Here is a 21131-nt window from a genome sequence, read left to right on the forward strand (position 1 = left end):
GAAATGCAGGAAACCCCGGCCTCGGAGGTCGAATCCGTCGCGAAGGCCCGCCCGCGTAGGCGCTGGCGTCGCCTCGTCGTCGTCTCGGTCATCATGCTGCTGCTGTTCGGGCTGCCGTGGTGGACGCTCGTCGCGGCCGGAACCCACTGGCCCACGGCAGTAGTCGTGCTGGGCACCGTCATCATCGTGGGCGCGATGGTGGCCCTGCCCACGATGATGGTCTTCGGGCACGGCCGTCGGCACCGCGACTGGGCCGCCGTCACCGGTGACGTCCTACTCGGCGCGGCCTGGGTGTTCTTCGTCTGGTCGCTGCTGGGCCAAGTGCTGCGCCTCGCGCTCTTCGCGTTCGGCGTCGACGATCCGGCCAGGTCGCGCATCGTTGCGCTGTCGGTGCTCGCCGTCGCCACCACGCTGCTTGTCTGGGGCTACGCCGAGGCGATGCGCGTGCCGCGGGTCAAGCACGTAGACGTCCGCATCGATCGGCTCGGCCGGGGCCTAGACGGCCTGCGGGTCGTGATGATCACCGACACCCACTACGGGCCGATCGACCGATCCCGTTGGTCCACAAGGACGATCGACCGCGTCAACGAACTCGACGCCGACGTCCTCTGCCACGTCGGCGACATCGCCGACGGCAGCGCGGAGGTCCGCGAGCCACAGTCCAGGCCGCTCGAGCACGCGCGAGCACGACTCGCGCGCGTCTACGTAACCGGCAACCACGAGTACATCGGCGAAGCCCAGGGCTGGGTCGACTACATGGCCGACATCGGTTGGGACACACTGCACAACCGGCACATCGTGGTCGAACGCGACGGCGACCGCCTCGTGATCGCCGGCGTGGACGACGCCACCGCCAGGGGATCGGGTCAAGCCGGCCACGGAGCGAATCATCAAGCGGCGCTTGCCGATGCCGACCCGAACCTGCCGGTGCTCCTGCTCGCGCACCAGCCCAAGCAGATCGACCAGGCCGTGGCGGCGGGGGTGGACCTACAGATCTCCGGCCACACCCACGGCGGGCAGATCTGGCCGTTCAACTTCCTGGTCCGGCTCGACCAACCCGTCGTGCACGGTCTCAGCCGCCACGGCGAACGGACGCAGCTCTACACCAGCCGCGGGACGGGCTTCTGGGGTCCGCCGTTCCGCGTCTTCGCCCCCAGTGAGATCACGGTGCTGACCCTGCGCAGCACCTGACCGCGAGTCCAGGTGTGGCCGCCGAACAGCGGGGTACTCGCCCGCCATGACCACCGCTGGACGACCAACCAACCCCGATCCCGAGGACGCGAAGATCCCGGGACTCGAGCCGGGTGGCGGCGTGGCCCCTGGTGACACTCCGCCCATCGCCGCGACGACGTCGCAGTCGGCGAACAGGGATCCGATACCGAAGGGCAACCGCTTCACCGCGAGCGGCGTCACCGGCATCGTCATCGCCGTCGTGGGGGCCATCGCCTTCCTGGTCATCGCCGTGTTCCTGGTGATGTACCTCGTCGGCAAGTACTGACGCCGACCGCTACGACGGCTCGGCGCTGTGGATCGCCTCCTGAATCGACCGCTGCACCGAGTGGTCGGAGATGAACAGCATCTCGTCGCCCGCTTCGAGCACGTGCTCGGGCTGCGGCAGGATCACCTCACCCGCACGGACCACCGTCACCAGGGCCGTATTGCCGGGTAGCGCCAGGTCGGCCACCCGCTGACCGACCAGGGGATTGGTCGAGGGCAGCGTCATCTTGGCCAGATCGGCTCGGCCCTCGCGCAGTCCCATCAACCGGATCAGATGGCCTACGTCGATCGCGCCCTCGATGCCCGCGACCAGGGCGCCCGGCGTGGACACCGCCACGTCGATGCCCCAGGCCTGGCTGAACAGCCACTCGTTGCGGACCTCGTTGATCCGGGCCACCACCCGCGGTACCCCGAACTCCGTCTTCGCGAGGAGACCCACCACGAGATTGGCCTTGTCGTCACCGGTGGCCGCGATCAACACGTCGCACGTCTGAGCACCCGCCTCCTGAAGGGCAGTCAGCTCGCAGGCGTCGGCGTTGAGCCAGTCCGCGCCGGGCACGGTCGCGGGTTCGAACCGCCGTCGCTCGCGCTCGATCAACAGCACCTTGTGGCCGTACTCGAGCAATTCGCGCGCGACGGAGCGGCCGACGTTGCCTGCGCCGGCGATCCCGATTCGCATCTTGCGCTCCGCCACACGCTCATCTTCCCGCATCGGGGCCCGCCGTGAGTCCGCACTGGCGCGGACGACGACCACGCCCGACGGCCGTCGTGCTGATTTACTGACACCCTCGAACGCCACCACGTCTAGCGGGGATGCCACTTGACCTTGCAGCAGCTGTATCTGGCGCTGTTGATCGGCGGCCTGGTGCTGCTGGCCAGCATCGTCGGAACGCGCGTCGCGACGCGCGTCGGCTTCCCCAGCCTGCTGTTCTTCCTGCTCGTCGGCGTCGCAGTCGGTGAGGACGGCCTCGGCCTGGACTTCGACGACGTCGAACTCGCCCGCAACGTCTGCACGGCAGGCCTTGCGGTGATCCTCGTCGAGGGCGGCCTGACCACCCGCTTCTCCGACATCCGCAAGGTGCTGGCACCCGCAGGCGCGCTGGCCACCGTCGGCATCCTCGCCAGCACGGTCATCACCGCCGTCGGGGCGCACTTCCTGCTGGGCTTGGACTGGCAACTGGCGCTGCTCGTCGGTGCGATCGTCTCCTCGACCGACGCCGCCGCCGTGTTCTCCGTGCTGCGCGTGCTGCCGCTGCCGCGCCGAGTGGCCGGCCTGCTCGAGGCGGAGTCCGGCTTCAACGACGCGCCCGCGGTGATCCTCGTGCTGATGTTCAGCGTGGTGCCGTTCGTGTTCGACCCCGAGGGCCTGATCTCCCACGTGGTCTACGAGCTGGCCGCGGGTGCCGCCATCGGACTGGGGTTCGGCTTCCTGGGCGCCGCGACGCTGCGCCGGATAGCGTTGCCCGCATCCGGGCTCTATCCGATCGCGACGTTCGGCCTGGGGCTCGTCGCGTTCGCCGCCGCAGGCACCGTGCACGCCAGCGGATTCCTCGCCGCCTACCTGGCCGCAGTCGTACTCGCGAACTCCGGTCTGCCACACCGATCGGCCACCCGATCCTTCGCCGAGGGGTTCGGCTGGCTGGCGCAGATCGGGCTGTTCGTACTCCTCGGGTTACTCGTCGACCCGAGCGAACTGGCGCCCGACGTCGTCCCGGCGATCGTCATCGGCCTCGTCCTGCTGCTGGTCGCCCGGCCGCTGTCGGTCGTCGTCTCGCTGATCGGCTTCCGATTGCCGTGGCGCGAGCAGGCCTTCCTGTCGTGGGCCGGGCTGCGCGGCGCGGTGCCCATCGTGCTCGCCACGTTCCCGATCGTCGCGGGCGTCCCCGACAGCGCCCGGCTGCTCAACATCGTGTTCATCCTGGTGGTCGTCTTCACCCTCGTGCAGGGCCCGAGCCTGCGGCCCCTCGCGCGTCTCCTCGGCCTCATCACTCCAGAATCGACCCGCGAGATTCAGGTCGAAGCCGCGCCCCTGGACGTGCTCGACGCCGAACTGCTCACCATGACCGTGCAGCCGGAGTCGCGTCTGCACAGCGTGACGATCCTCGAACTGCGACTGCCCGACCCGGCCGTCATCACCTTGATCATCCGCGACGGCCACACCTTCGTGCCGCTGCCCGACACCCGCATCGAGGTGGGCGACGAACTGCTGATCGTCACCACCAGCGCGACCCGTCCCGCCGCCGAATCGCGCCTGCGCGCGGTCAGCCGCCGCGGCAAGCTGGCGTACTGGTTCGACGAGTACGGCGACGCGGACTGAGCCGCTAGGCCGCGCCGTCCCCGGAATCCGAGCCCGAGTCGTCGGAGTCCGATTTCCCAGCTGCCTCCGTGTCGGGAGCGTCCGGAGCCGGATCGTCGTCCGTGGAACGCGGTGCCTCGGCATCCGGGGTCGTGGTGTCCGCAGCGGGCTCGGCCAGAGTCTCCGGCTCCTGCGTCGTGTGCGACCCCCACGTCGACGTCTTGTCCCGGGACTTCCGCGGTGCCTCCGGTTCGGGATCGTCGTTCGAGGCCTCCCGAGGTGCCTGCACCGGTGCGACGGCTTCCGGCTCGACCGCTCGCCGGGTGTCGGACGCGGCGACGACGCGCTCTGCCGTGGGCGCGGGCGCGGGCGCAGGCGCAGCGGGTGGCGGGACGAACCGCGTGACGGTGGCGACGACGCGTGTGACGACGTCAGCGACGACGCGCACGATCGCCGACACGGCGGCGGTCAGGGCCTCGCGCAGCAAGGTGGGCACCGACGGAACCGGCTCGGCAACCGTGCCTGCACCCGCGTCGCCGAGCACCGCACGGGTCACCATCGCGATCGCCGCGGGGGAGCCGCCCACCGCCTGCCGGATGACGTCGACCGCGAGCTTGGCCGTCCAGTCGGAGCGGAAGATGCCGAACGTGTCCTCGGGATCGGTACTGCCCGTGAGCTTGTCGCGCATCGTGTAGACGAACATCGGGCCGGTGAAGTCCACCGTCCGCCACGTCGAGATCAGATCGGCGATGAACGCGGCCTGAGTCGCCTCGTCCTGCAGGGCCGTGGGCACGCCGTACTCGCTGGCCCAGATCTTCTTGCCCGCGTCGCCGTAGTCGATCATCAACTGGCGGATGCGCAAGCCCTGGTTCAGGGGCGCATCGACCCACGGGCCGCCCTCGGAGAACTTCAGTCCGTGCTGATACGGGTGATACGACAGCGCGTCGAAGTAGGGCTTCGCGCCCGCGGCGTACATCCGCTGCACGAACGTGACGGGGTCGACGGAGTACGAGGTGTCCACGGCTGCCGCGAGGACGCCGCCCACCACGATGGCGTTGCGATCGGCGGCCTTGATCGCGGGATACGCGGCCCGCAGCAGCGCCGTGTAACCGACCGGGTCCGGATACGGCTTGTAGAACGACAACATGTTGGGCTCGTTCCAGATCTCGTAAGCCGAGATCTTGCCGCGATAACGCGTCGCGACGGCCCGCGCGTACTGGGCGAACGCCGTCGCAGAGGCCGGCCGGCCACTCAGTTCCGGCGTGCCGGGAGCGGCCGCCCAGGCCGGCGGCTGACCGAGGATGCCGAGCACGCCGATCCCTCGGGCGGCCGCGGCGTTGATGACGCGATCGGCCTTCGACCAGTCGTAACCCCCGAATCGCGTCGGCTGCACGGCCACCCAGGGAACGTCGATCCGGAGGCTGGTCACGCCGATCGACACCATGAGGTCCAGTTGCCGGTTGAGGTCGGCGTCGGACAGGAAGCCGAGCATCGGATCGGCCAGTCCGACGGTGACGTTGGTCGGGACGATGGCCGCGGTGTTCACCACGGCAACGGACGCGATCCGCGCGGGCTGCCGGCCCGTGGCCTGCAAACTGGCCCCGGCGCACGCGACGGCCAGGCACGCCACGACCGTCAGCGTCTTGAGCAGCCCTGACCGCCTCAGCGGTGTCGACACCTTCACGAAATCCCCTTCCGGCGAGCGAACGCCCTTAAATTAACGCCTGAGAAAGATCAATGGAAATGAACCGGAGAATCAGGCACGTGTCAGCACGTCCGCGCTGGGTAATACGGATGCATGGCAACGACGACCGCGGAGCACATACCGCCTGCGGAGGTCGCCACCGGTGACGTGATCGCCGACGAACTCGGCGCGCGCTGGTTGGTGGTGACGAGCATCCGCTTCGTGTCGAACGCCGACGGCGGGGTGTACTGCTTCTTCGGCACGGGTCCCGACGACAGGGCGACGTTCGACGCACACGAAACGGTCACCCGCCGCTCCAGGGCGAACGCCTGACCCTCTAAAGATCAGCCGAAGTGGGTATAGGCCCATCATGCTGGGTCTTCCCGAGGGAGTACACGCGTGTCTGTTCGACCTGGACGGCGTGCTCACCGACACCGCCAGCGTCCATCGTCGGGCGTGGAAGACGATGTTCGACGAGTTCCTGCAGGCCCGCGCCGCCAATGGCGGCGACCCCTTCCGGCCGTTCGACGTCGGCGCGGACTACGGGAACTACGTCGACGGCAAGAAGCGCGAGGACGGCGTCCGATCATTCCTGGCCAGCCGCGGCATCACCCTGCCCGACGGCACACCCGACGATCCGCCCGACGCCGAGACCGTCTTCGGCCTCGGCAACCGCAAGAACGCCCTGTTCCAGGAAGTCCTGCACGGCGAGGGTGTCGAGGTCTTCGAGGGATCGCGGCGCTACATGCAGGCTGCGCACGCCGCAGGCCTGGCGATCGCCGTCGTGTCGTCGAGCGCCAACACCGCCGAGGTGCTCCGGATCACCGACCTCGCGCAGTACGTCGCGCAACGCGTCGACGCGATCACGATGCGTGAGGACGGCATCCCCGGCAAGCCCGCCCCCGACTCGTTCCTGCGTGGCGCGGAGCTTCTCGGCGTTCCCGCAGCCGAGGCCGCCGTCTACGAGGACGCGATCGCCGGTGTTCAGGCCGGCCGGGCCGGACACTTCGGGATCGTGATCGGCGTCGACCGCGTTGGTCAGGCAGAAGCGTTGCGCGACAACGGCGCCGACGTCGTCGTCACCGATCTCGCCGAGCTGATGGACGCCACCGCGTGACCCGCCACGAGGCGTATCCGGTCGAACCGTGGCACGTCCGCGAGACCACGCTAGACCTCGACCACATCGACGAGTCCGAGTCGATCTTCGCGCTGTCGAACGGTCACGTCGGGTTGCGCGGCAACCTCGACGAGGGTGAGCCGCACGGACTTCCGGGCACCTACCTGAACTCGTTCTACGAGACGCGGCCGCTGCCGTATGCCGAGGCGGGCTTCGGCTACCCCGAGGACGGCCAGTCGCTGATCGACGTCACCAACGGCAAGATCCTGCGGTTGATCGTCGACGACGAACCGTTCGACGTGCGGTATGGGGACCTGAGCGAGCACGAACGGGTGCTCGACCTCCGCGCGGGCACGTTGACCCGCAAGGCCTGCTGGCGCTCGCCCGCGGGGAAGGAAGTCCTGATCACGTCGACGCGTCTGGTGTCGCTCACCCAGCGCAGCATCGCCGCCATCGAATACACCGTGGAAGCCGTCGACCAATTCACCCGCGTCACAGTGCAATCCGAGCTGGTCGCCAACGAGGACCAGCCGAAGGTGGCCGGCGACCCCCGCGTTTCCGCCGCTCTGCGCAAGCCGCTCAAGTCGGTGGGGTTCGAGATCGCGGACCGCGGAGCAGTTCTCATCCACCGCACCCGCTCCAGCGGGCTGACGATGGCCGCCGCCATGGACCACGTCGTCGAGGTGCCGGGCCGGGTCGAGGTCGACACCGACGCGGGCGACGACTGGGCGCGGACCACCGTGATCTGCGGCCTGCGCCCCGGACAGAAGCTGCGGATCGTCAAGTTCCTGGCCTACGGGTGGTCGAGCCTGCGGTCGCGACCCGCACTGCGCGACCAGGTGGCAGGCGGCATCGCCGGTGCCCGGTACACCGGCTGGCAGGGACTGCTCGACGCGCAACGCAACTACCTCGACGAGTTCTGGGACGGTGCCGACGTCGAGCTGGAGGGCGACCCCGAATCGCAACAGGCGTTGCGGTTCGGCATCTTTCACGTCCTGCAGGCCAGTGCCCGCGCCGAGCGCCGCGCCATCCCCGGCAAGGGACTGACCGGAACCGGCTACGACGGGCACGCCTTCTGGGACACCGAGGGATACGTGCTGCCGCTGCTCACCTACACCGCGCCGGAGGCCGCGGCGGACGCGCTGAGATGGCGAGCCTCCACGCTCGACCTCGCCCGCGAGCGCGCCGCCGAGCTGGACCTCGAAGGCGCGAGCTTCCCGTGGCGGACCATCCGCGGGCAGGAGTGCTCGGCGTACTGGCCCGCAGGCACCGCAGGCTGGCACGTCAACGCCGACATCGCGATGGCGTTCGACCGCTACCGCCTGGTGACCGGCGACGACTCGCTCGAGGCCGAGTGCGGTCTCGACGTGCTGATCGACACCGCGAGGCTGTGGATGTCGCTGGGCCACCGCGACCGTCACGGGATCTGGCACCTCGCCGGGGTGACGGGGCCCGACGAGTACACCGCGGTCGTCCGCGACAACGTCTTCACCAACCTCATGGCAGCGCACAACCTCCGCATCGCCGCCGAGGCGTGCCTGCGCCATCCCGTGCAGGCCAGCGACCGCGGCGTCACCACCGAGGAGACCGTTGCGTGGCGGGATGCCGCTGCGGCAGTGCACATCCCGTTCGACGAAGACCTGGGCGTGCACGAGCAGTGCGAGGGCTTCACGACACTGCGGGAGTGGAAGTTCGAAGAGAACACCGAGTATCCGCTGCTGCTGCACGAACCCTACGTTCGGCTGTACCCCGCGCAGGTGATCAAGCAGGCCGACCTGGTCCTCGCGATGCACTGGCAGGGACACGCGTTCACGCCGGAGCAGAAGGCGAACAACGTCGACTACTACGAACGCCGGACCACCCGCGACTCGTCGCTGTCGGCGTGCACGCAGGCCGTGATGTGCGCCGAGGTCGGGCATCTGGAACTCGCACACGACTACGCCTACGAGGCAGCGCTGATCGATCTGCGCGACCTGCACCACAACACCCGCGACGGCCTGCACATGGCCTCACTCGCAGGCGCGTGGACGGCGTGGGTCGCAGGATTCGGCGGGCTGCGTGACGACGAGGGTGTGCTGGCGTTCGCGCCCCAGCTGCCATCGGCCGTGACGCGCCTGCGATTCCGCCTGCGCTGGCGCAACTTTCGGCTGGTGGTCGACGTCACCGCCGACGAGGTGACCTACACGCTGCGGGACGGTCCCGACGGCTCGCTGACGATCCGCCACGACGGCGAGGACCTCGAACTGACCACGCACGGGCCGACCACCGTCGAGCTGAAGGAGCGCAAGCCGCTGCTGGCACCGCCCCAGCAGCCACCGGGCCGGGAGCCGCTGCACCGCTAGTCGACTAGATGCTGAGCTGCCGGTAGCGCTGAAGGCGTCGGACCCCGATGGCGGACTGTTCGTCGCACGGCACCAAGGCCAGTTCGAGCCTGCGCCGCACGTCGTCGACGTCGAGGTGCGTGCCGATCGCCACCAGGTTGTTGCCGCGCGACCTCGGCGGTGCGGTCATGACGTGGATCGACGTCCCGACCACGTTGACGACGTAGTGCCGCACGCGGGCGCGGTACCGCACCCCGACCGTGCCCTTGAGCCGGTACACCCCGGCCGGCGGCTGCTCGAGCAGGTCGACCAGGGCGCCGGGGTCGACGCAGCCGTCGCCGATCACCGTCACCGAGTCGGCGTGCACGTGTTCGGGTTCGTCGGCGTGGGCTTGACCGCCATCGCCGTCGATCAGCAGTTCGCGGAACGACAGCTGGCCGGAGCCGTCGGTGTCGTCGCCGATGTCGTAGAGCAGTGCGGGGTCGACGCGGCCGGCGACTGCCCCCACGACGTGGACGTCCGGATTGCGTTCCCGCACACGGCCTTCGATGCGCGCGAGCGCAGCGTCGCGGGACTCCTCGGGCAGCTGGTCGAGCTTGTTGACCACGACGAGCGATGCGGCGCCGTACCGGGCAGGTGGCGCGTCGACCTTGTCGACGGTGTCGAAGTGGGTGGCGGCGTCGATGACGTCGACCACCCCGCCAGGGCGGACGTGTTCGACACCGCTGAACCGGATGATGCGCGAGATGGCGATGGGGTCGGCCAGGCCGCTGGCCTCCACGATGATGGCGTCGAGACCCAGCTTGGGGTCGGCGAGTTTCGCCAGCGCCTCGTCGAGCCCGCCCTCGTCGGGCAGGCAGCAGATGCATCCGCCGGTGATCGAGGCGGGCTCGTCGACCTGCCCCGTCACCAGGCCCGCGTCGACGTTCAGCTCGCCGAAGTCGTTGATCACCACGCCGATTCGCGCTCCCGGCGCCCGCAGCACGTGATTGAGCAACGTCGTCTTGCCCGCGCCCAGGTAGCCGGTCAGCGCGATGACGGGGATTGCCTGCACTACAGCGCCTCCACTACGAAAGCCCCGCCGCGTCGTCGGGCACGTCGACCGCGTGCTGACGAAGCACCTCCAGGGGGACCACCTCGAGGGTCCGCTCTTGGGTGGACGCCAGCACCACCGGACACGCGTGGCCGTCGAGCTGGGCCCGCAGCCAGTTCGCCGCGGTCACGCACCAGCGGTCGCCCGGCGCCAGGCCGGGGAACGAGTACTGCGGCATGGGCGTGGTGAGGTCGTTGCCAATCGAGCGCTGGTGGGACAGGAACTCGGTCGTCACCACGCCGCAGATGGTGTGCAGGCCGACGTCCTGGGGCCCGGTGCTGCAGCACCCGTCGCGGTAGAAGCCGGTCATCGGCTCCGTGCCGCAGGGTTCCAATGGGCCACCCAGCACGTTGCGATCCGCCATGTCACTCAGTATCAGGGCAGGTGTCGCGGACCGGTGCCTCAGGTAGCGTCCGGTGGGTGGGGCCGAAGCGATACGCGGCGTTGTTGCGCGGCATCAACGTGGGCGGACGCAACAAGCTCGCGATGTCAGACCTGCGAACGGCATTCACCGACGACGGCTTCGAGCGGGTCGGTACCTACATTCAGTCCGGCAACGTCGTGTTCGAGACGACCGCGCCACAGCGGACGCTCGAGCATCGCATCGAACGCATCCTCGACGAGCGCCTCCAGACCCCGCCCGTCGTCGTGGTGCGGTCCCACCGCCAGCTCCGCACGGTCGTGGAGCAGGCCCCGCCCGAGTTCCTGGCCCAGGCCGACACCCACCTGCGGGACTGCGTCTTCCTCAAGCACCCGCTGACGGCGAAGCGGACGATGGAGATCGTGCGGCTGCGCGACGGCGTCGACCAGGCCTGGCCGGGACCCGACGTCGTGTACTTCTCCCGGCTCGAGGCGCAGCGCACGAAGACCCTGATGAACAAGATCCTCGCCGCCCGCGAATACCGGCTGATGACCATTCGCAACTGGGCCACGACCACCAAGGTTCTTGCCCTGCTCGACGGGATGGACGGGCCCGTCCCGCCGGTACGCTCGGGCGAGTGAGCGAAGGACGAGCACCGGTCGACGCGCTGCTGGCCCGCGGCGGCGGGATCCGCGGGCTCGTCTACACCGCGCTGCCGGTCACGACGTTCGCCGCCACCAACACCGCACTCGGCCTGCCGTACGCGATCGCCGCGGCGCTCGGCGTGGCAGGACTGGTGTTCGCCTGGCAGCTGTTCCGCAGGGAGACGCTGCGGCCCGCGCTGTTCGGCTTCGTCGGCGTGGTGGTCTGCGGGGCGTTCGCACTCCTCACCGGCCGGGCGAAGGACTTCTACCTGCCGGGCATCTGGATGTACCTCGCGCTGGCCATCCTGTTCACCGCGTCGGTCGTGATCCGCAGACCGCTCGTCGGCGTCGGATGGGCGTGGCTCACCGGTCGCGACGGCTCGTGGCGGCGGGTGCCCCGGGTGCGGACCGCCTTCGACATCGCGACGGCGGTCATGGCCGTCGTGTCGTGGACGCGCTTCTCGGTGCAGTACTACCTCTACGACACCGACCAGGCGGGGCTGCTCGCCGTCGCACGCATCGCCATGGGGTGGCCGGTGTTCCTGGTGACCTCGACGCTGATCTACTTCGCGATCCGCACCGCGGTGCGGGCGCTGCCGCGTACCGAACCGCAAGCCGCGGAGACCTGAACCGCACGGACGTCGCTGCGTGGATACTGACGACGTGAAGGCCGTCAGCTGTGTGCACGGGGAACTGTCCGTCGTCGACGTCGCGGCGCCCCGCCCGGCGCCAGGCCAACTACTGCTCGACGTGCGCCGGTGCGGCATCTGCGGCTCCGACCTGCACGCCAAGGACCACGCCGACGAACTGACCGACGTCATGAGCGCCGTCCAGTACGAGGACTTCATGCGTGGGGACACGCCCGTCGTGATGGGCCACGAATTCTGCGGCGAGGTGGCCGAGCGCGGCCGCGGCGTGGCCAAGGAGTTCGCGCCGGGAAGTTTGGTCGTCTCCTTCCCCCTGGTGCGTGCTGCGGGCGGCGTGCACCTCACCGGGCTGTCGCCGAAGGCCCCGGGCGCCTACGCCGAGCAGGTGCTGGCCGAGGCGGCCATGTCGTTCGTCGTACCCAACGGGCTGTCGCCGGACGTCGCGGCACTCACCGAGCCGATGGCCGTGGCGCTACACGCGGTGCGGCGCAGCGACATCGGCAAGCGCGACGTGGCCGTTGTGATCGGCTGCGGTCCGGTCGGCCTCGCCGTGATCGCCCACCTCGCGGCGCTGGGCGTCGGCACGATCGTCGCCAGCGACTTCTCGGCAGGTCGCCGGGCGCTGGCCGCCAGGTGCGGCGCGCACGTCGTCGTCGACCCGGCGTCCGAGTCGCCGTACGCCGCGCTCGACGGCAAGCGCGGCGTGCTGACGTCGGCGCCCGCGCTCTACGAACTGGGCATGGGGTCGATGGAGAAGCTGCGCAAGGTGCCGGGGTGGTCGCACCTGTACCGCGTGGCGGACAGGTTCGGCGCGGCAGGGCCTAGCCGCCCGGTGATCTTCGAATGCGTCGGCGTGCCAGGCATGCTCGACGGCGTCATCGCCGCGGCGCCCCTCGCCTCGCTCGTCGTGGTGGTGGGCGTCTGCATGGGCGCCGACCAGCTGCGGCCCGCGATGGCCAGCGGCAAGGAGATCGACATGCGGTTCGTCTTCGGCTACACGCCGCTGGAGTTCCGCGACACGCTGCACATGCTCGCCGACGGCAAGGTCGACGCCGGCCCGCTGGTCACCGGAACGGTCGGTCTGGCCGGGGTGTCGGCTGCCTTCGACGCGCTCGGCGACCCCGAGACGCACGCCAAGATCCTGATCGACCCGCGCGACCAGACGGGTGACGTCACGCCGATCGGCATCGGTTAGATGCGAGGGCTGCACCCGGGGCCGGCACTGACGGCCCTGGCGATCGTGGTGGCTCTCAGCGGCTGCGGTGGCCCGATCGATGCGCAGGAGTCATCGGAGTCCGAGACCACCACCGCCGCCGAGGCGACGCCGGGACGCGACGACGGCGTCGACAAGTACCCGCTCGGCGAAGGCCCCCACACCGTCGAGAGCGACCCGGGCTGGGTGTTCTTCAGGGTCGGCGCGGGACAGGGCTGCGGGATCGGGCCGATCGGCCGCGTCGTCGGCTGCGACATCGTGCCCCGCGACGCGCCGCCGGGCACCAACCAGACCGCGATCGAGGGCAATCAGCCGGCGGCTTACGTCCGATCGGCGTCACCCAGCTTCACCCGCGACGTGGCGGTTCTTCCCGAGGGGCACCGCCTCACCAATGGTGCGACGCGGTGTGCGGTGAAAGCCGGCCCCACCGTGCACTGCGAGACGGCGAACGACGCGCACGGCTTCCTGATCTCGCCTGCGACGGGAACCCTCTGGTAAACGCGCTCGATACAGTGGGCGCATGGCAGAGGACCGACCCGCGTCGCGGATGTTCGCGGGCATGCCCTGGGGCACGATCATCGCGGTCGTGGTCGTCGCGGTCATCGGCGTCGTGCTCTGGGTGACCCTGGGGCCGTCGAACGACCGATCCGGCGAGGCGACGGCCGATCCTGCGGCGCACATCCCGGGCGTCGTCCGGATCGAGTACCCCCCGGCCGACCACGTCGACGCCCCGAAGCGCGTGGCGTACGACCAGTCACCACCGTTCGGCGGCACGCACGACCAGATCTGGGCGACGTGCACGGGAGTCGTCTACCCGACCGCCATCCGATCCGAGAACGCCGTGCACTCACTCGAACACGGCGCGGTGTGGATCACGTACGACCCCGACGTGGCGACCGCCGACCAGATCGACGTGCTCTCGGCGATGGTCGAGGGCCAGCCGTACACGCTGATGTCGCCCTACCCGGGCCTCGAGACCCCCATCTCGATCCAGTCCTGGGGGCACCAGCTCAAGTTCGACGATCCGAGCGACCCGCGACTCGTCCAATTCATCGAGGCGCTGCGGCTCAACGAGAGCGCCTACCCGGAGCCCGGGGCCAGCTGCGCGTCGCCGTTCTTCGACGTGAACAACCCGCCGCCGTTCGACCCCACTCCGCCGGGACCGGACGCCGCGCCCGCGGTCATGGACTAGCCGGTGAGCCCCTGGGGCGAATTTCGGTGGATCCGGTGGCTTGCCTTCGTCGCGCTGCTGCTGATCCTCGCGGGTTTCGGTTTCGGTTACTCCGTGCGCGATGACCCCGCCCCGCCCGCCGCAGGCCTGATCGACGTCGGGTTCCTGCAGGACATGTCCGTCCACCACGAACAGGCCGTCGACATGGCGACCACCGAGTTGACCGGCGGCGCCGACGCGGGCGTGAAGAACCTGGCGTTCGACATCCTCACCACGCAGCAGAACCAGGTGGGCCGCATGCAGGGTTGGCTGACCGCGTGGGGTGAGCCGCTGCTGCCGACCGGCGGCCACATGGCGTGGATGGGCGGCGGGCACGGGTCGCACGGGCCGGTGGCCGCGATGCCGGGGATGGCCGACGCAACGGAACTCGCCCGCCTGCGCACCGCCACGCCCGCCGATCGCGACGTGCTCTTCCTGCAGCTGATGCTGCGCCACCACCAGGGCGGCGCCGAGATGCTCGCCGTGGGCGCCGAACACGCCGAGACGGGGTACGTGCGCGACCTGGCCCGACGGATGTCGGCCACCCAGTCCGCCGAGGGCGAGCTGCTGACCGACATGCTCCGACAGCGTGGGGCCCCAGTGCTCCCGTTGCGCTGAACGGCCCAAACTTCGCTGCCTGCATCACGATTCGGCCTCGCCGGGTCCAGCGTGTCTGCGGGGCGGCCGGGATGCCGGTACGCTCGTCGTACCTACCGACCTTCGGAGATTCTCGTTGACTGCGCACCCCCGGCACCGCTTCCTCGTGCTGATGGTCATCGGCGTCCTCGCCACCCTGGTGATGGCGTCGCAGAGCGGATCGTCGACGGCAACGGCCCCCTCTGACACCGCCGCGTCGAACGTCGCGGTAGCAAAGAACGGCGTGTTGCTGCCCGCGCGCGAACCGGCCGCCGTCGAGATCACACCGGCATCCGGCGCGCAGGACGTCGCTCCCGGCGACGGCGTCGGCGTGCGGGCCACCTCGGGCACGCTGACCGAAGTGCGCATGACCAACGCACAGGGCCGCACCGTCGAGGGCACCCTCTCGCAGGACCGGCGCACCTGGCGGCCTGCCGAACCACTCGGCTACGGACGCGACTACACCCTGGCGGTCACCGCCAGGGGAACCGACGGCACCACGACGACGCAGAAGTCGGACTTCTCGACCGTCAACCCGGACCTGCTGCTCGACGTCTCGCTGAACACCACGGCCGGAACCCGGCTGTCGAACGGCGGCACCTACGGCGTCGGCACCGTCGTGGTGGCGCAGTTCGACGCCTCGGTGGGCGACCGCGCCGCAGCTCAGCGCAGGCTCGTCGTCGAGACGTCGCCTCCCGTGGAGGGGGCATGGACCTGGATCAGCGACAGCAAGGCGCACTGGCGGCCGCGGGAGTACTTCCCGTCGGGCACCCAGGTGACGGTCAAGGCCAACGTCTACGGCATCGACCTCGGCGACGGCGTGTACGGGCAGGAGGACCGGCAGGTGTCGTTCCGGATCGGCCGCTCCCACGTGTCGATCGCCGACGACGTCACCAAGCAGGTCAGCGTGTTCATCGACGGCAAGCTGGCGCGGACGATGCCCACGTCGATGGGCCGCGGCGGCACCACGAACGTCGGCGGGAAGAGCATTCACTTCTGGACCCAGCCGGGCGTCTACACCGTGATGGACAAGGCCAATCCGGTGCTGATGGACTCCTCGACCTACGGTCTGCCCGTCTCTTCGTCCGCCGGCTACCGGATCAGCGTCCCGTATGCCACGCGCATCAGCCCCGACGGTATCTACCTGCACGAGCGCGAGGCCACGGTGTGGGCGCAGGGCAACCGCAACGTCTCGGCCGGCTGTCTGAACCTGAGCTTGGACAACGCGAAGTGGTTCTACGAGCTGTCCCAGCCCGGTGACGTCGTCGAGGTCCGAAATACCGGTGGCAAACCGCTCGAACAGTGGCAGAACGGCGACTGGAGCGTGCCCTGGGACCAGTGGCTGCGCGGCAGCGCGTCACGCGCCTGAGACGAATTCGCGCGAAAGACGCACTCGGACCGCTAGATTGGCACCGTGTCTAGCCAGAGACTGAGATTCGGGGCCCTGGTGGCCAGTGCGCTGCTGTTGGCCGGGTGTGGTGGTGGCCCGCAAAACGCCGACGGCAGTGCCGCCGCCGAGAGCAGCAGCGCAGCGCCGAAGCCCTCGGTCGTCAGCCCGGATCAGCTGGACGCCGGGAAGTACCCGACGGCTCCGCGACCGCCGCTGGGCAACGCGGGTCTACCGGCCACCGGTGTGGTCGTCGACGCCCAGCACATGGCGGACTACGTCGTCGGGCCGTGGGACGTCGACGAGGCCGTCATCGAGCCGTACCTCGGGGGCACCTTCCTGCTGAACAGCGGCAAGGCCCTCGAACAGCTCGGGCCGCCGCAGATCGCGGCCGCAGCCGACCAGCGCGGCATGGTCAACGGGTTCGCCTCCGCGCGGCAGGCACCGGACAAGCTGGTGCTCGTCAACGCCGTGATGCGCTTCCCCGACGCCGAGGCGGCGAAGGCGGCCAGCGCCGACATGAACGGTGCCGGAACGCAGCAGCAGATCCAGGGCAAGGCCCCGACGCCGACGGAGATCCCGGACCACCCCGACGCGCTCGCCACCACCTACCCCTTCACCCCGCACGGCTCGGGCAAGACGTGGGCCGCCATCCGGTCGTTCACCCCGCACGGCACGTACGTGCTGATGCAGGTGGCGCAGTCGGTCGACGGCGTGGAGGCCGCGGCGGAGGCCGTTGCCTCGGCCATCGACCAGCAGCGCCCGGCGATCGACGAGTTCACTCCCGGGGCGATCGACGCGATGGCCGACGTCCCGCTCGACCCCACCGGCCTGCTCGCGCGCACCGTGCCCGGTGGGCCGGATACGCCGACGACGAAGAACGCGGTGTACTCGCTGCGCGGCGCCCTGCACTTCCAGAGCAACCCGGTGGGTTCGAAGAAGCTGTTCACCGACAACGGCGTCGACGCCGTCGCGATGGCGGACGCGAACGTGTACCAGGCCAAGGACGAAGCGGCCGCGGCCAGCGTGGCCGACGCGTTCGGCGTCGAGGTGTCGACCAATGGCGTCGAAGCCGCCGACCCGGTGCCCGCACTTCCCGACAGCCGCTGCCTGAAGTTTCCCGCCGGGTTCTACTGCGTTGCCCCCGCGGGCAGGTACGCCATCGAGGTGCAGGCCAAGGAACTACCCGACGCACACCAGCGGGTGGCGGCCCAGTACGTGATGCTCACCGCGCACGGCTGAGGCGGTCAGGTGCCGCAGAACGTCCGGTAGTTGCCGAAGTCCTCCGGCGCTGGCTCGGCGTAGCGCTGCAGGCCCTCGCGCTCCTCGTACGGGGAGGTGACGACGTCGACCAGCCGCGTGAACGGTTCCACGTCACCGTTCGTAGCGGCGGTCAGCGCTTCCTCGACCAGGTGGTTGCGCGGGACGTAGATCGGGTTGACCCGGTCCATGGCGTCGGCGTCGGGTGACAGTGCCCGCCAGCGGCCCAGCCACGCGTCGAAGCCGGCCAGGTCGATGAACACCCCGCGCGCCGGCTCGGCGTCACCGCGCGCTGCCGCACCGAGGGACCGGAAGAACGACGTGTAGTCGACGTGACTGCCTGCGAGCAGCTCGAGCAGATCGGTCACCAGCGGGCCGGCCGCGGCCTCGTCGACGTCGGTCGGCAGGCCCAGCTTCGCCCGCATGCCCGTGGTCCAGGCCGCCTCGTAGCGGGGGCCGAATCCGCCGAGCGCCTCGGTGGCCAACTCGATGGCCCTGTCCTGATCGTCGTCGATCAGCGAGAGCAGCGTCTCGGCGAACCGCGCGAGATTCCATGCGGCGATGGCGGGTTGGTTGCCGTAGGCGTAGCGCCCGGCGTGGTCGATGGAGCTGAACACCGTCACCGGATCGAACGCATCCATGAACGCGCACGGGCCGTAGTCGATGGTCTCGCCGGAGATCGTCATGTTGTCGGTGTTCATCACGCCGTGCACGAACCCGACCAGCATCCAGCGCGCGATCAGTTCGGCCTGCACGGCGGCCACCGACTCGAACAGCGCGAGGTATGGCCGCTCGGCGTTCGCGGCCTCGGGGTGGTGGCGGGCGATGGCGTGGTCGGCCAGCCTGCGAAGCAACCCGACGTCGCGGGTGAGCGCGGCGTAGACGAAACTGCCGACCCGCAGGTGGCTGCTCGCGACCCTGGTCAGCACCGCACCCGGCAACGGCGTCTCGCGGAACACCTGCTGACCGGTCGCCGTGACCGCCAATGAGCGGGTGGTGGGGATGCCGAGCCCGTGCATGGCCTCGCTGATCACGTACTCGCGCAGCATCGGTCCGACGGCGGCGAGTCCGTCCCCGCCGCGGGAGAACGGCGTTGCCCCCGAGCCCTTCAGGTGGACGTCGCGACGGCGGCCGTCGTCGGTGACGATCTCGCCGAGCAGGAGTGCGCGGCCATCACCGAGGCGCGGCACCAGACCGCCGAACTGATGCCCGGCGTAGGCCTGCGCAACCGGGCGCGCGCCGTCGGGAACGGACGTACCGATGAGGAACCCGACGCCGTCGGGACTACGCAGCCACTCGGGGTCGAGACCGAGGTCTCCGGCCAGCGATTCGTTGAGGACCACGAGTCGCGCAGCGGGCGCATTGGCCGCCTGCCACGGGACCGACATCTCGGGCAGGTCGCGCGCGAACAGGTCGTCCAGGACGAACGTCGATGCGGGCGTACTCATGTCATCGACGCTACTGAAGGGGCCGCCGCGGCGACGGCCGTGCCGATCTTCTGCATGTCCTTCCGGTACCCGCTGACGTGCGTCCCACACCGAGGCCGGAGCGCCGGTACTGGCCGGTACCGGTGTTTGATGATCAGTCCTTCGGGTAGCTAGAGGGCCGGTGACCAGGAAAGGAATGCATTGATGGCGCAACCCGAGGAACTGGAGAGCAGCCTCACGGTCAAGCGCACCACGACCGCTAGCCGCGACCGGGTATGGGACGTGATCGCCGACGGCTGGACCTACTCGCAATGGGTGGTCGGCAACAGTCGCATGCGGGCGGTAGATCCCGAGTGGCCCCAGCCGGGCAGCACCATCCGGCACTCCGTCGGCGTGTGGCCCGTCCTGCTCGACGACAGCACGGTCAGCGTGGAATGCATCCCCGGTGAGAAGCTGGTGATGATCGCCAACGGCAGGCCGTTCGGCAAGGCCCGCATCACCTTGACGCTCGCCGACGTCGAGGGCGGCGGGTGCCGCATCGAGATGGCCGAGGTCCCGGTCACGCCACCCCTGAACTGGCTCCCCAAGCGCGCGGCGCTGGCCGCGGCGTTCCCACGCAACCGCGAATGCACCTTGCGGCTAGCGGTTCTCGCCGAACGCAAGCTCCCGAAGGACCTGCCCGATGACGAGTGACGCGGCGTGAGCGAAACCGTCGACGCCGTCGTCATCGGCGCGGGACACAACGGGCTGGTGGCCGCGACCCTGCTCGCCGAAGCGGGCTGGGACGTCACCGTGCTCGAAGCGCAGGAGGAACCCGGCGGCGCGATCAAGAGCAAGGAGGTCGTGCCCGGCTACGTCACCGACCTCTACAGCGCGTTCTACCCGCTGTCGGTCGCCTCGCCCGCACTGCGGGACCTCAACCTCGAAGACCACGGACTGACGTGGTCGCACTCACCGGCCGTCGTGGGGCACGCCCGCGACGCCGCCGACGAGGACGCGCCCGTCATCTACCGCGACATCGACGCCACCGCAGCACTTCTCGACCGCAATCAGCCCGGCGACGGCCAACGCTGGTGCGCCCTCTTCGAGCAGTATCAACGCATCAAGGACCCGCTCCTGGCGGCCCTGTTCGCGCCGTTTCCCCCGGTGCGCGGCGCCACCGGTCTGCTGCGCAAGCTCGGCACCGCCGACGCGCTGCGGCTGGTGCACCAACTGCTGATGCCTGCGGGCGTGATGGCGCAGCACCTGTTCGACGGCGACGCGGCTCGACTGTTGTTGCTGGGCAACGCCATGCACGCCGACGTACCGATCGACGCCCCCGGTAGCGGCGTGATGGGCTACCTGCTGATCATGATGGCGCAGGACGGCGGCTTCCCCGTTCCGGTGGGCGGTGCGGGAGAACTCACCGCGGCGATGGTGCGACGCGCCGAGGCGGCAGGCGCGCGCGTCGAATGTGGCCGGCCGGTCGAGGCGATCGAGGTCAGTGGCGGCCGCGCAGTCGCCGTTCGGACCGCCGACGGCCGCACGGTGCGCTGCCGCAAGGCCGTCGTCGCCGACACCTCCGCGCCGCAGCTCTACCAGAAGCTCCTGCCCGCCGAGACACTGCCGCGGGCGTTCGCCGACGGTCTCGACCGCTTCGTCTGGGACACCCCGGTGCTGAAGATCAACTACGCACTGCGCGAACCGATTCCGTGGCGTTCGAAGAGCCTCGCCGGGGCCGGTACCGTGCACCTCGGCGCCGACCACGACGGGCTGATCCGCTGGATGGCGGACCTGAACACACGGACCCTGCCCCAGCTGCCGTTCATGCTGTTCGGTCAGATGACGACGGCCGACCCGACGCGGTCACCCGCGGGCACCGAGAGTGCCTGGGCCTACACGCATCTGCCGCGCGGGCTGGCGGACGACGCATCCGCCGACGAACTCGGCGCCCGGGTGGACGACGTGCTCGAGCAGCATGCCCCAGGGTTCGGCGACACCATCGTCGGCAAGCTGGTGCAGCGGCCCTCGGACCTGGAGGCCAGCGACGCGAACCTGCACACCGGCGCCGTCAACGGCGGAACGTCACAGTTGTTCCAACAGTTGATCTTCCGGCCCGCTCCTGGGCTCGGCCGGGCCGAGACGCACGTGGAGAACGTGTTCCTCGGCAGCGCGGGCGCCACCCCCGGCGGCGGCGTGCACGGCGTGTGCGGGCGCAACGCCGCCCGGGCCGCGCTGGCGTCCGACGGTGCGTTCGGCTGGCCGAGGCGCCGACTCACCCGCGCCGCGCAGCGCCTGCTGACCGGCGGCTGAAACCCCCTCATACGAAGGACACCCGCGCGCCGGTCGGCACGCGGGT

21 protein-coding genes are annotated in these 21131 nt (G+C 69.9%); 16 read left to right on the top strand and 5 right to left on the bottom strand.

Annotation, left to right across the window (positions count from 1 at the left end; translation table 11 throughout):
* Positions 1-3 precede the first annotated feature (3 nt).
* A complete protein-coding gene (locus G6N61_RS20660; RefSeq protein ID WP_163920452.1) occupies positions 4-1191 on the top strand; it encodes a metallophosphoesterase in 1188 nt (395 codons plus the stop codon).
* Positions 1192-1237: 46 nt separating this feature from the next.
* Positions 1238-1498: a DUF6480 family protein gene (locus G6N61_RS20665; RefSeq protein ID WP_163920454.1), complete on the top strand. Its 261-nt coding sequence runs from the start codon at positions 1238-1240 to the stop codon at positions 1496-1498.
* A 9-nt stretch (positions 1499-1507) separates the two neighbouring features.
* On the opposite strand, the gene G6N61_RS20670 is transcribed toward G6N61_RS20665, so the two are convergent.
* Positions 1508-2176, bottom strand: coding sequence for a potassium channel family protein (locus tag G6N61_RS20670; RefSeq protein ID WP_163924975.1), 669 nt, complete (start codon positions 2174-2176; stop codon positions 1508-1510).
* A gap of 141 nt (positions 2177-2317) precedes the next feature.
* Here G6N61_RS20670 and G6N61_RS20675 point away from each other — a divergent pair, with 141 nt between their 5' ends.
* A complete protein-coding gene (locus tag G6N61_RS20675) occupies positions 2318-3814 on the top strand; it encodes a potassium/proton antiporter (protein ID WP_163920456.1) in 1497 nt (498 codons plus the stop codon).
* Positions 3815-3818: 4 nt separating this feature from the next.
* Here the strand turns inward: G6N61_RS20675 and G6N61_RS20680 are convergent, their stop codons facing one another.
* Positions 3819-5477: a glycoside hydrolase 5 family protein gene (locus tag G6N61_RS20680; protein ID WP_163920458.1), complete on the bottom strand. Its 1659-nt coding sequence runs from the start codon at positions 5475-5477 to the stop codon at positions 3819-3821.
* Positions 5478-5591: 114 nt separating this feature from the next.
* Between G6N61_RS20680 and G6N61_RS20685 the strand changes: the two genes are divergently transcribed.
* Genes G6N61_RS20685 through G6N61_RS20695 form a run of 3 tightly spaced genes read left to right on the top strand, consistent with a single transcriptional unit; the run spans position 5592 to position 8936 of the window.
* Positions 5592-5810 carry a hypothetical protein gene (locus tag G6N61_RS20685; protein WP_163920460.1) on the top strand — a complete coding sequence of 73 codons (219 nt, stop codon included), beginning with the start codon at positions 5592-5594 and terminating at the stop codon, positions 5808-5810.
* A gap of 37 nt (positions 5811-5847) precedes the next feature.
* A complete protein-coding gene (locus G6N61_RS20690; protein ID WP_163920462.1) occupies positions 5848-6594 on the top strand; it encodes a beta-phosphoglucomutase family hydrolase in 747 nt (248 codons plus the stop codon).
* Positions 6591-8936 (top strand): glycoside hydrolase family 65 protein, encoded by a 2346-nt coding sequence (locus tag G6N61_RS20695; RefSeq protein ID WP_163920465.1) that lies wholly within the window; start codon positions 6591-6593, stop codon positions 8934-8936. The genes G6N61_RS20690 and G6N61_RS20695 overlap by 4 nt, the downstream gene beginning before the upstream one ends.
* A 4-nt stretch (positions 8937-8940) precedes the next feature.
* Here G6N61_RS20695 and G6N61_RS20700 read toward each other — a convergent pair whose 3' ends face one another.
* Both G6N61_RS20700 and G6N61_RS20705 read right to left on the bottom strand, forming a co-directional pair.
* Positions 8941-9969: a CobW family GTP-binding protein gene (locus G6N61_RS20700; RefSeq protein ID WP_163920467.1), complete on the bottom strand. Its 1029-nt coding sequence runs from the start codon at positions 9967-9969 to the stop codon at positions 8941-8943.
* 13 nt (positions 9970-9982) lie between these two features.
* Positions 9983-10372, bottom strand: coding sequence for a DUF2237 family protein (locus tag G6N61_RS20705; protein ID WP_163920469.1), 390 nt, complete (start codon positions 10370-10372; stop codon positions 9983-9985).
* A 56-nt stretch (positions 10373-10428) separates the two neighbouring features.
* On the opposite strand from G6N61_RS20705, the gene G6N61_RS20710 reads away from it, so the two are divergent.
* From G6N61_RS20710 to G6N61_RS20745, 8 genes are all read left to right on the top strand, one after another.
* On the top strand, positions 10429-11010 hold the full coding sequence (locus G6N61_RS20710; protein ID WP_163920471.1) for a DUF1697 domain-containing protein: 582 nt from the start codon (positions 10429-10431) through the stop codon (positions 11008-11010).
* Positions 11007-11642 (top strand): DUF3159 domain-containing protein, encoded by a 636-nt coding sequence (locus tag G6N61_RS20715; protein ID WP_163920473.1) that lies wholly within the window; start codon positions 11007-11009, stop codon positions 11640-11642. Before G6N61_RS20710 ends, G6N61_RS20715 begins: the two co-directional genes overlap by 4 nt.
* A gap of 34 nt (positions 11643-11676) precedes the next feature.
* Positions 11677-12855, top strand: coding sequence for a zinc-binding dehydrogenase (locus G6N61_RS20720; protein ID WP_163924976.1), 1179 nt, complete (start codon positions 11677-11679; stop codon positions 12853-12855).
* Positions 12856-13371, top strand: a complete 516-nt coding sequence (locus G6N61_RS20725) for a hypothetical protein (RefSeq protein ID WP_163920475.1) — start codon at positions 12856-12858, stop codon at positions 13369-13371.
* A gap of 22 nt (positions 13372-13393) precedes the next feature.
* Entirely contained in the window at positions 13394-14065 is a 672-nt protein-coding gene (locus G6N61_RS20730; RefSeq protein ID WP_235887220.1) for a thioredoxin-like domain-containing protein, read from the top strand.
* Positions 14066-14068: 3 nt separating this feature from the next.
* Positions 14069-14701 carry a DUF305 domain-containing protein gene (locus G6N61_RS20735; protein WP_235887221.1) on the top strand — a complete coding sequence of 211 codons (633 nt, stop codon included), beginning with the start codon at positions 14069-14071 and terminating at the stop codon, positions 14699-14701.
* Between the two features lie 151 nt (positions 14702-14852).
* The gene (locus G6N61_RS20740; RefSeq protein ID WP_163924979.1) at positions 14853-16088 is read left to right on the top strand and encodes a L,D-transpeptidase; all 1236 of its coding nucleotides are present in this window, start codon (positions 14853-14855) and stop codon (positions 16086-16088) included.
* Positions 16089-16133: 45 nt separating this feature from the next.
* Entirely contained in the window at positions 16134-17348 is a 1215-nt protein-coding gene (locus G6N61_RS20745; RefSeq protein WP_163920477.1) for a DUF7373 family lipoprotein, read from the top strand.
* A 5-nt stretch (positions 17349-17353) separates the two neighbouring features.
* On the opposite strand, the gene G6N61_RS20750 is transcribed toward G6N61_RS20745, so the two are convergent.
* Positions 17354-18814: a protein adenylyltransferase SelO gene (locus tag G6N61_RS20750; RefSeq protein ID WP_163920479.1), complete on the bottom strand. Its 1461-nt coding sequence runs from the start codon at positions 18812-18814 to the stop codon at positions 17354-17356.
* Positions 18815-18997: 183 nt separating this feature from the next.
* Between G6N61_RS20750 and G6N61_RS20755 the strand changes: the two genes are divergently transcribed.
* The gene (locus G6N61_RS20755; protein WP_163920481.1) at positions 18998-19486 is read left to right on the top strand and encodes an SRPBCC family protein; all 489 of its coding nucleotides are present in this window, start codon (positions 18998-19000) and stop codon (positions 19484-19486) included.
* A 6-nt stretch (positions 19487-19492) separates the two neighbouring features.
* A complete protein-coding gene (locus G6N61_RS20760; RefSeq protein WP_163920483.1) occupies positions 19493-21085 on the top strand; it encodes a phytoene desaturase family protein in 1593 nt (530 codons plus the stop codon).
* Positions 21086-21131 lie beyond the last annotated feature (46 nt).

The sequence above is a fragment of the Mycolicibacterium arabiense genome (assembly GCF_010731815.2).
Classification (GTDB): Bacteria; Actinomycetota; Actinomycetes; order Mycobacteriales; family Mycobacteriaceae; genus Mycobacterium; species Mycobacterium arabiense.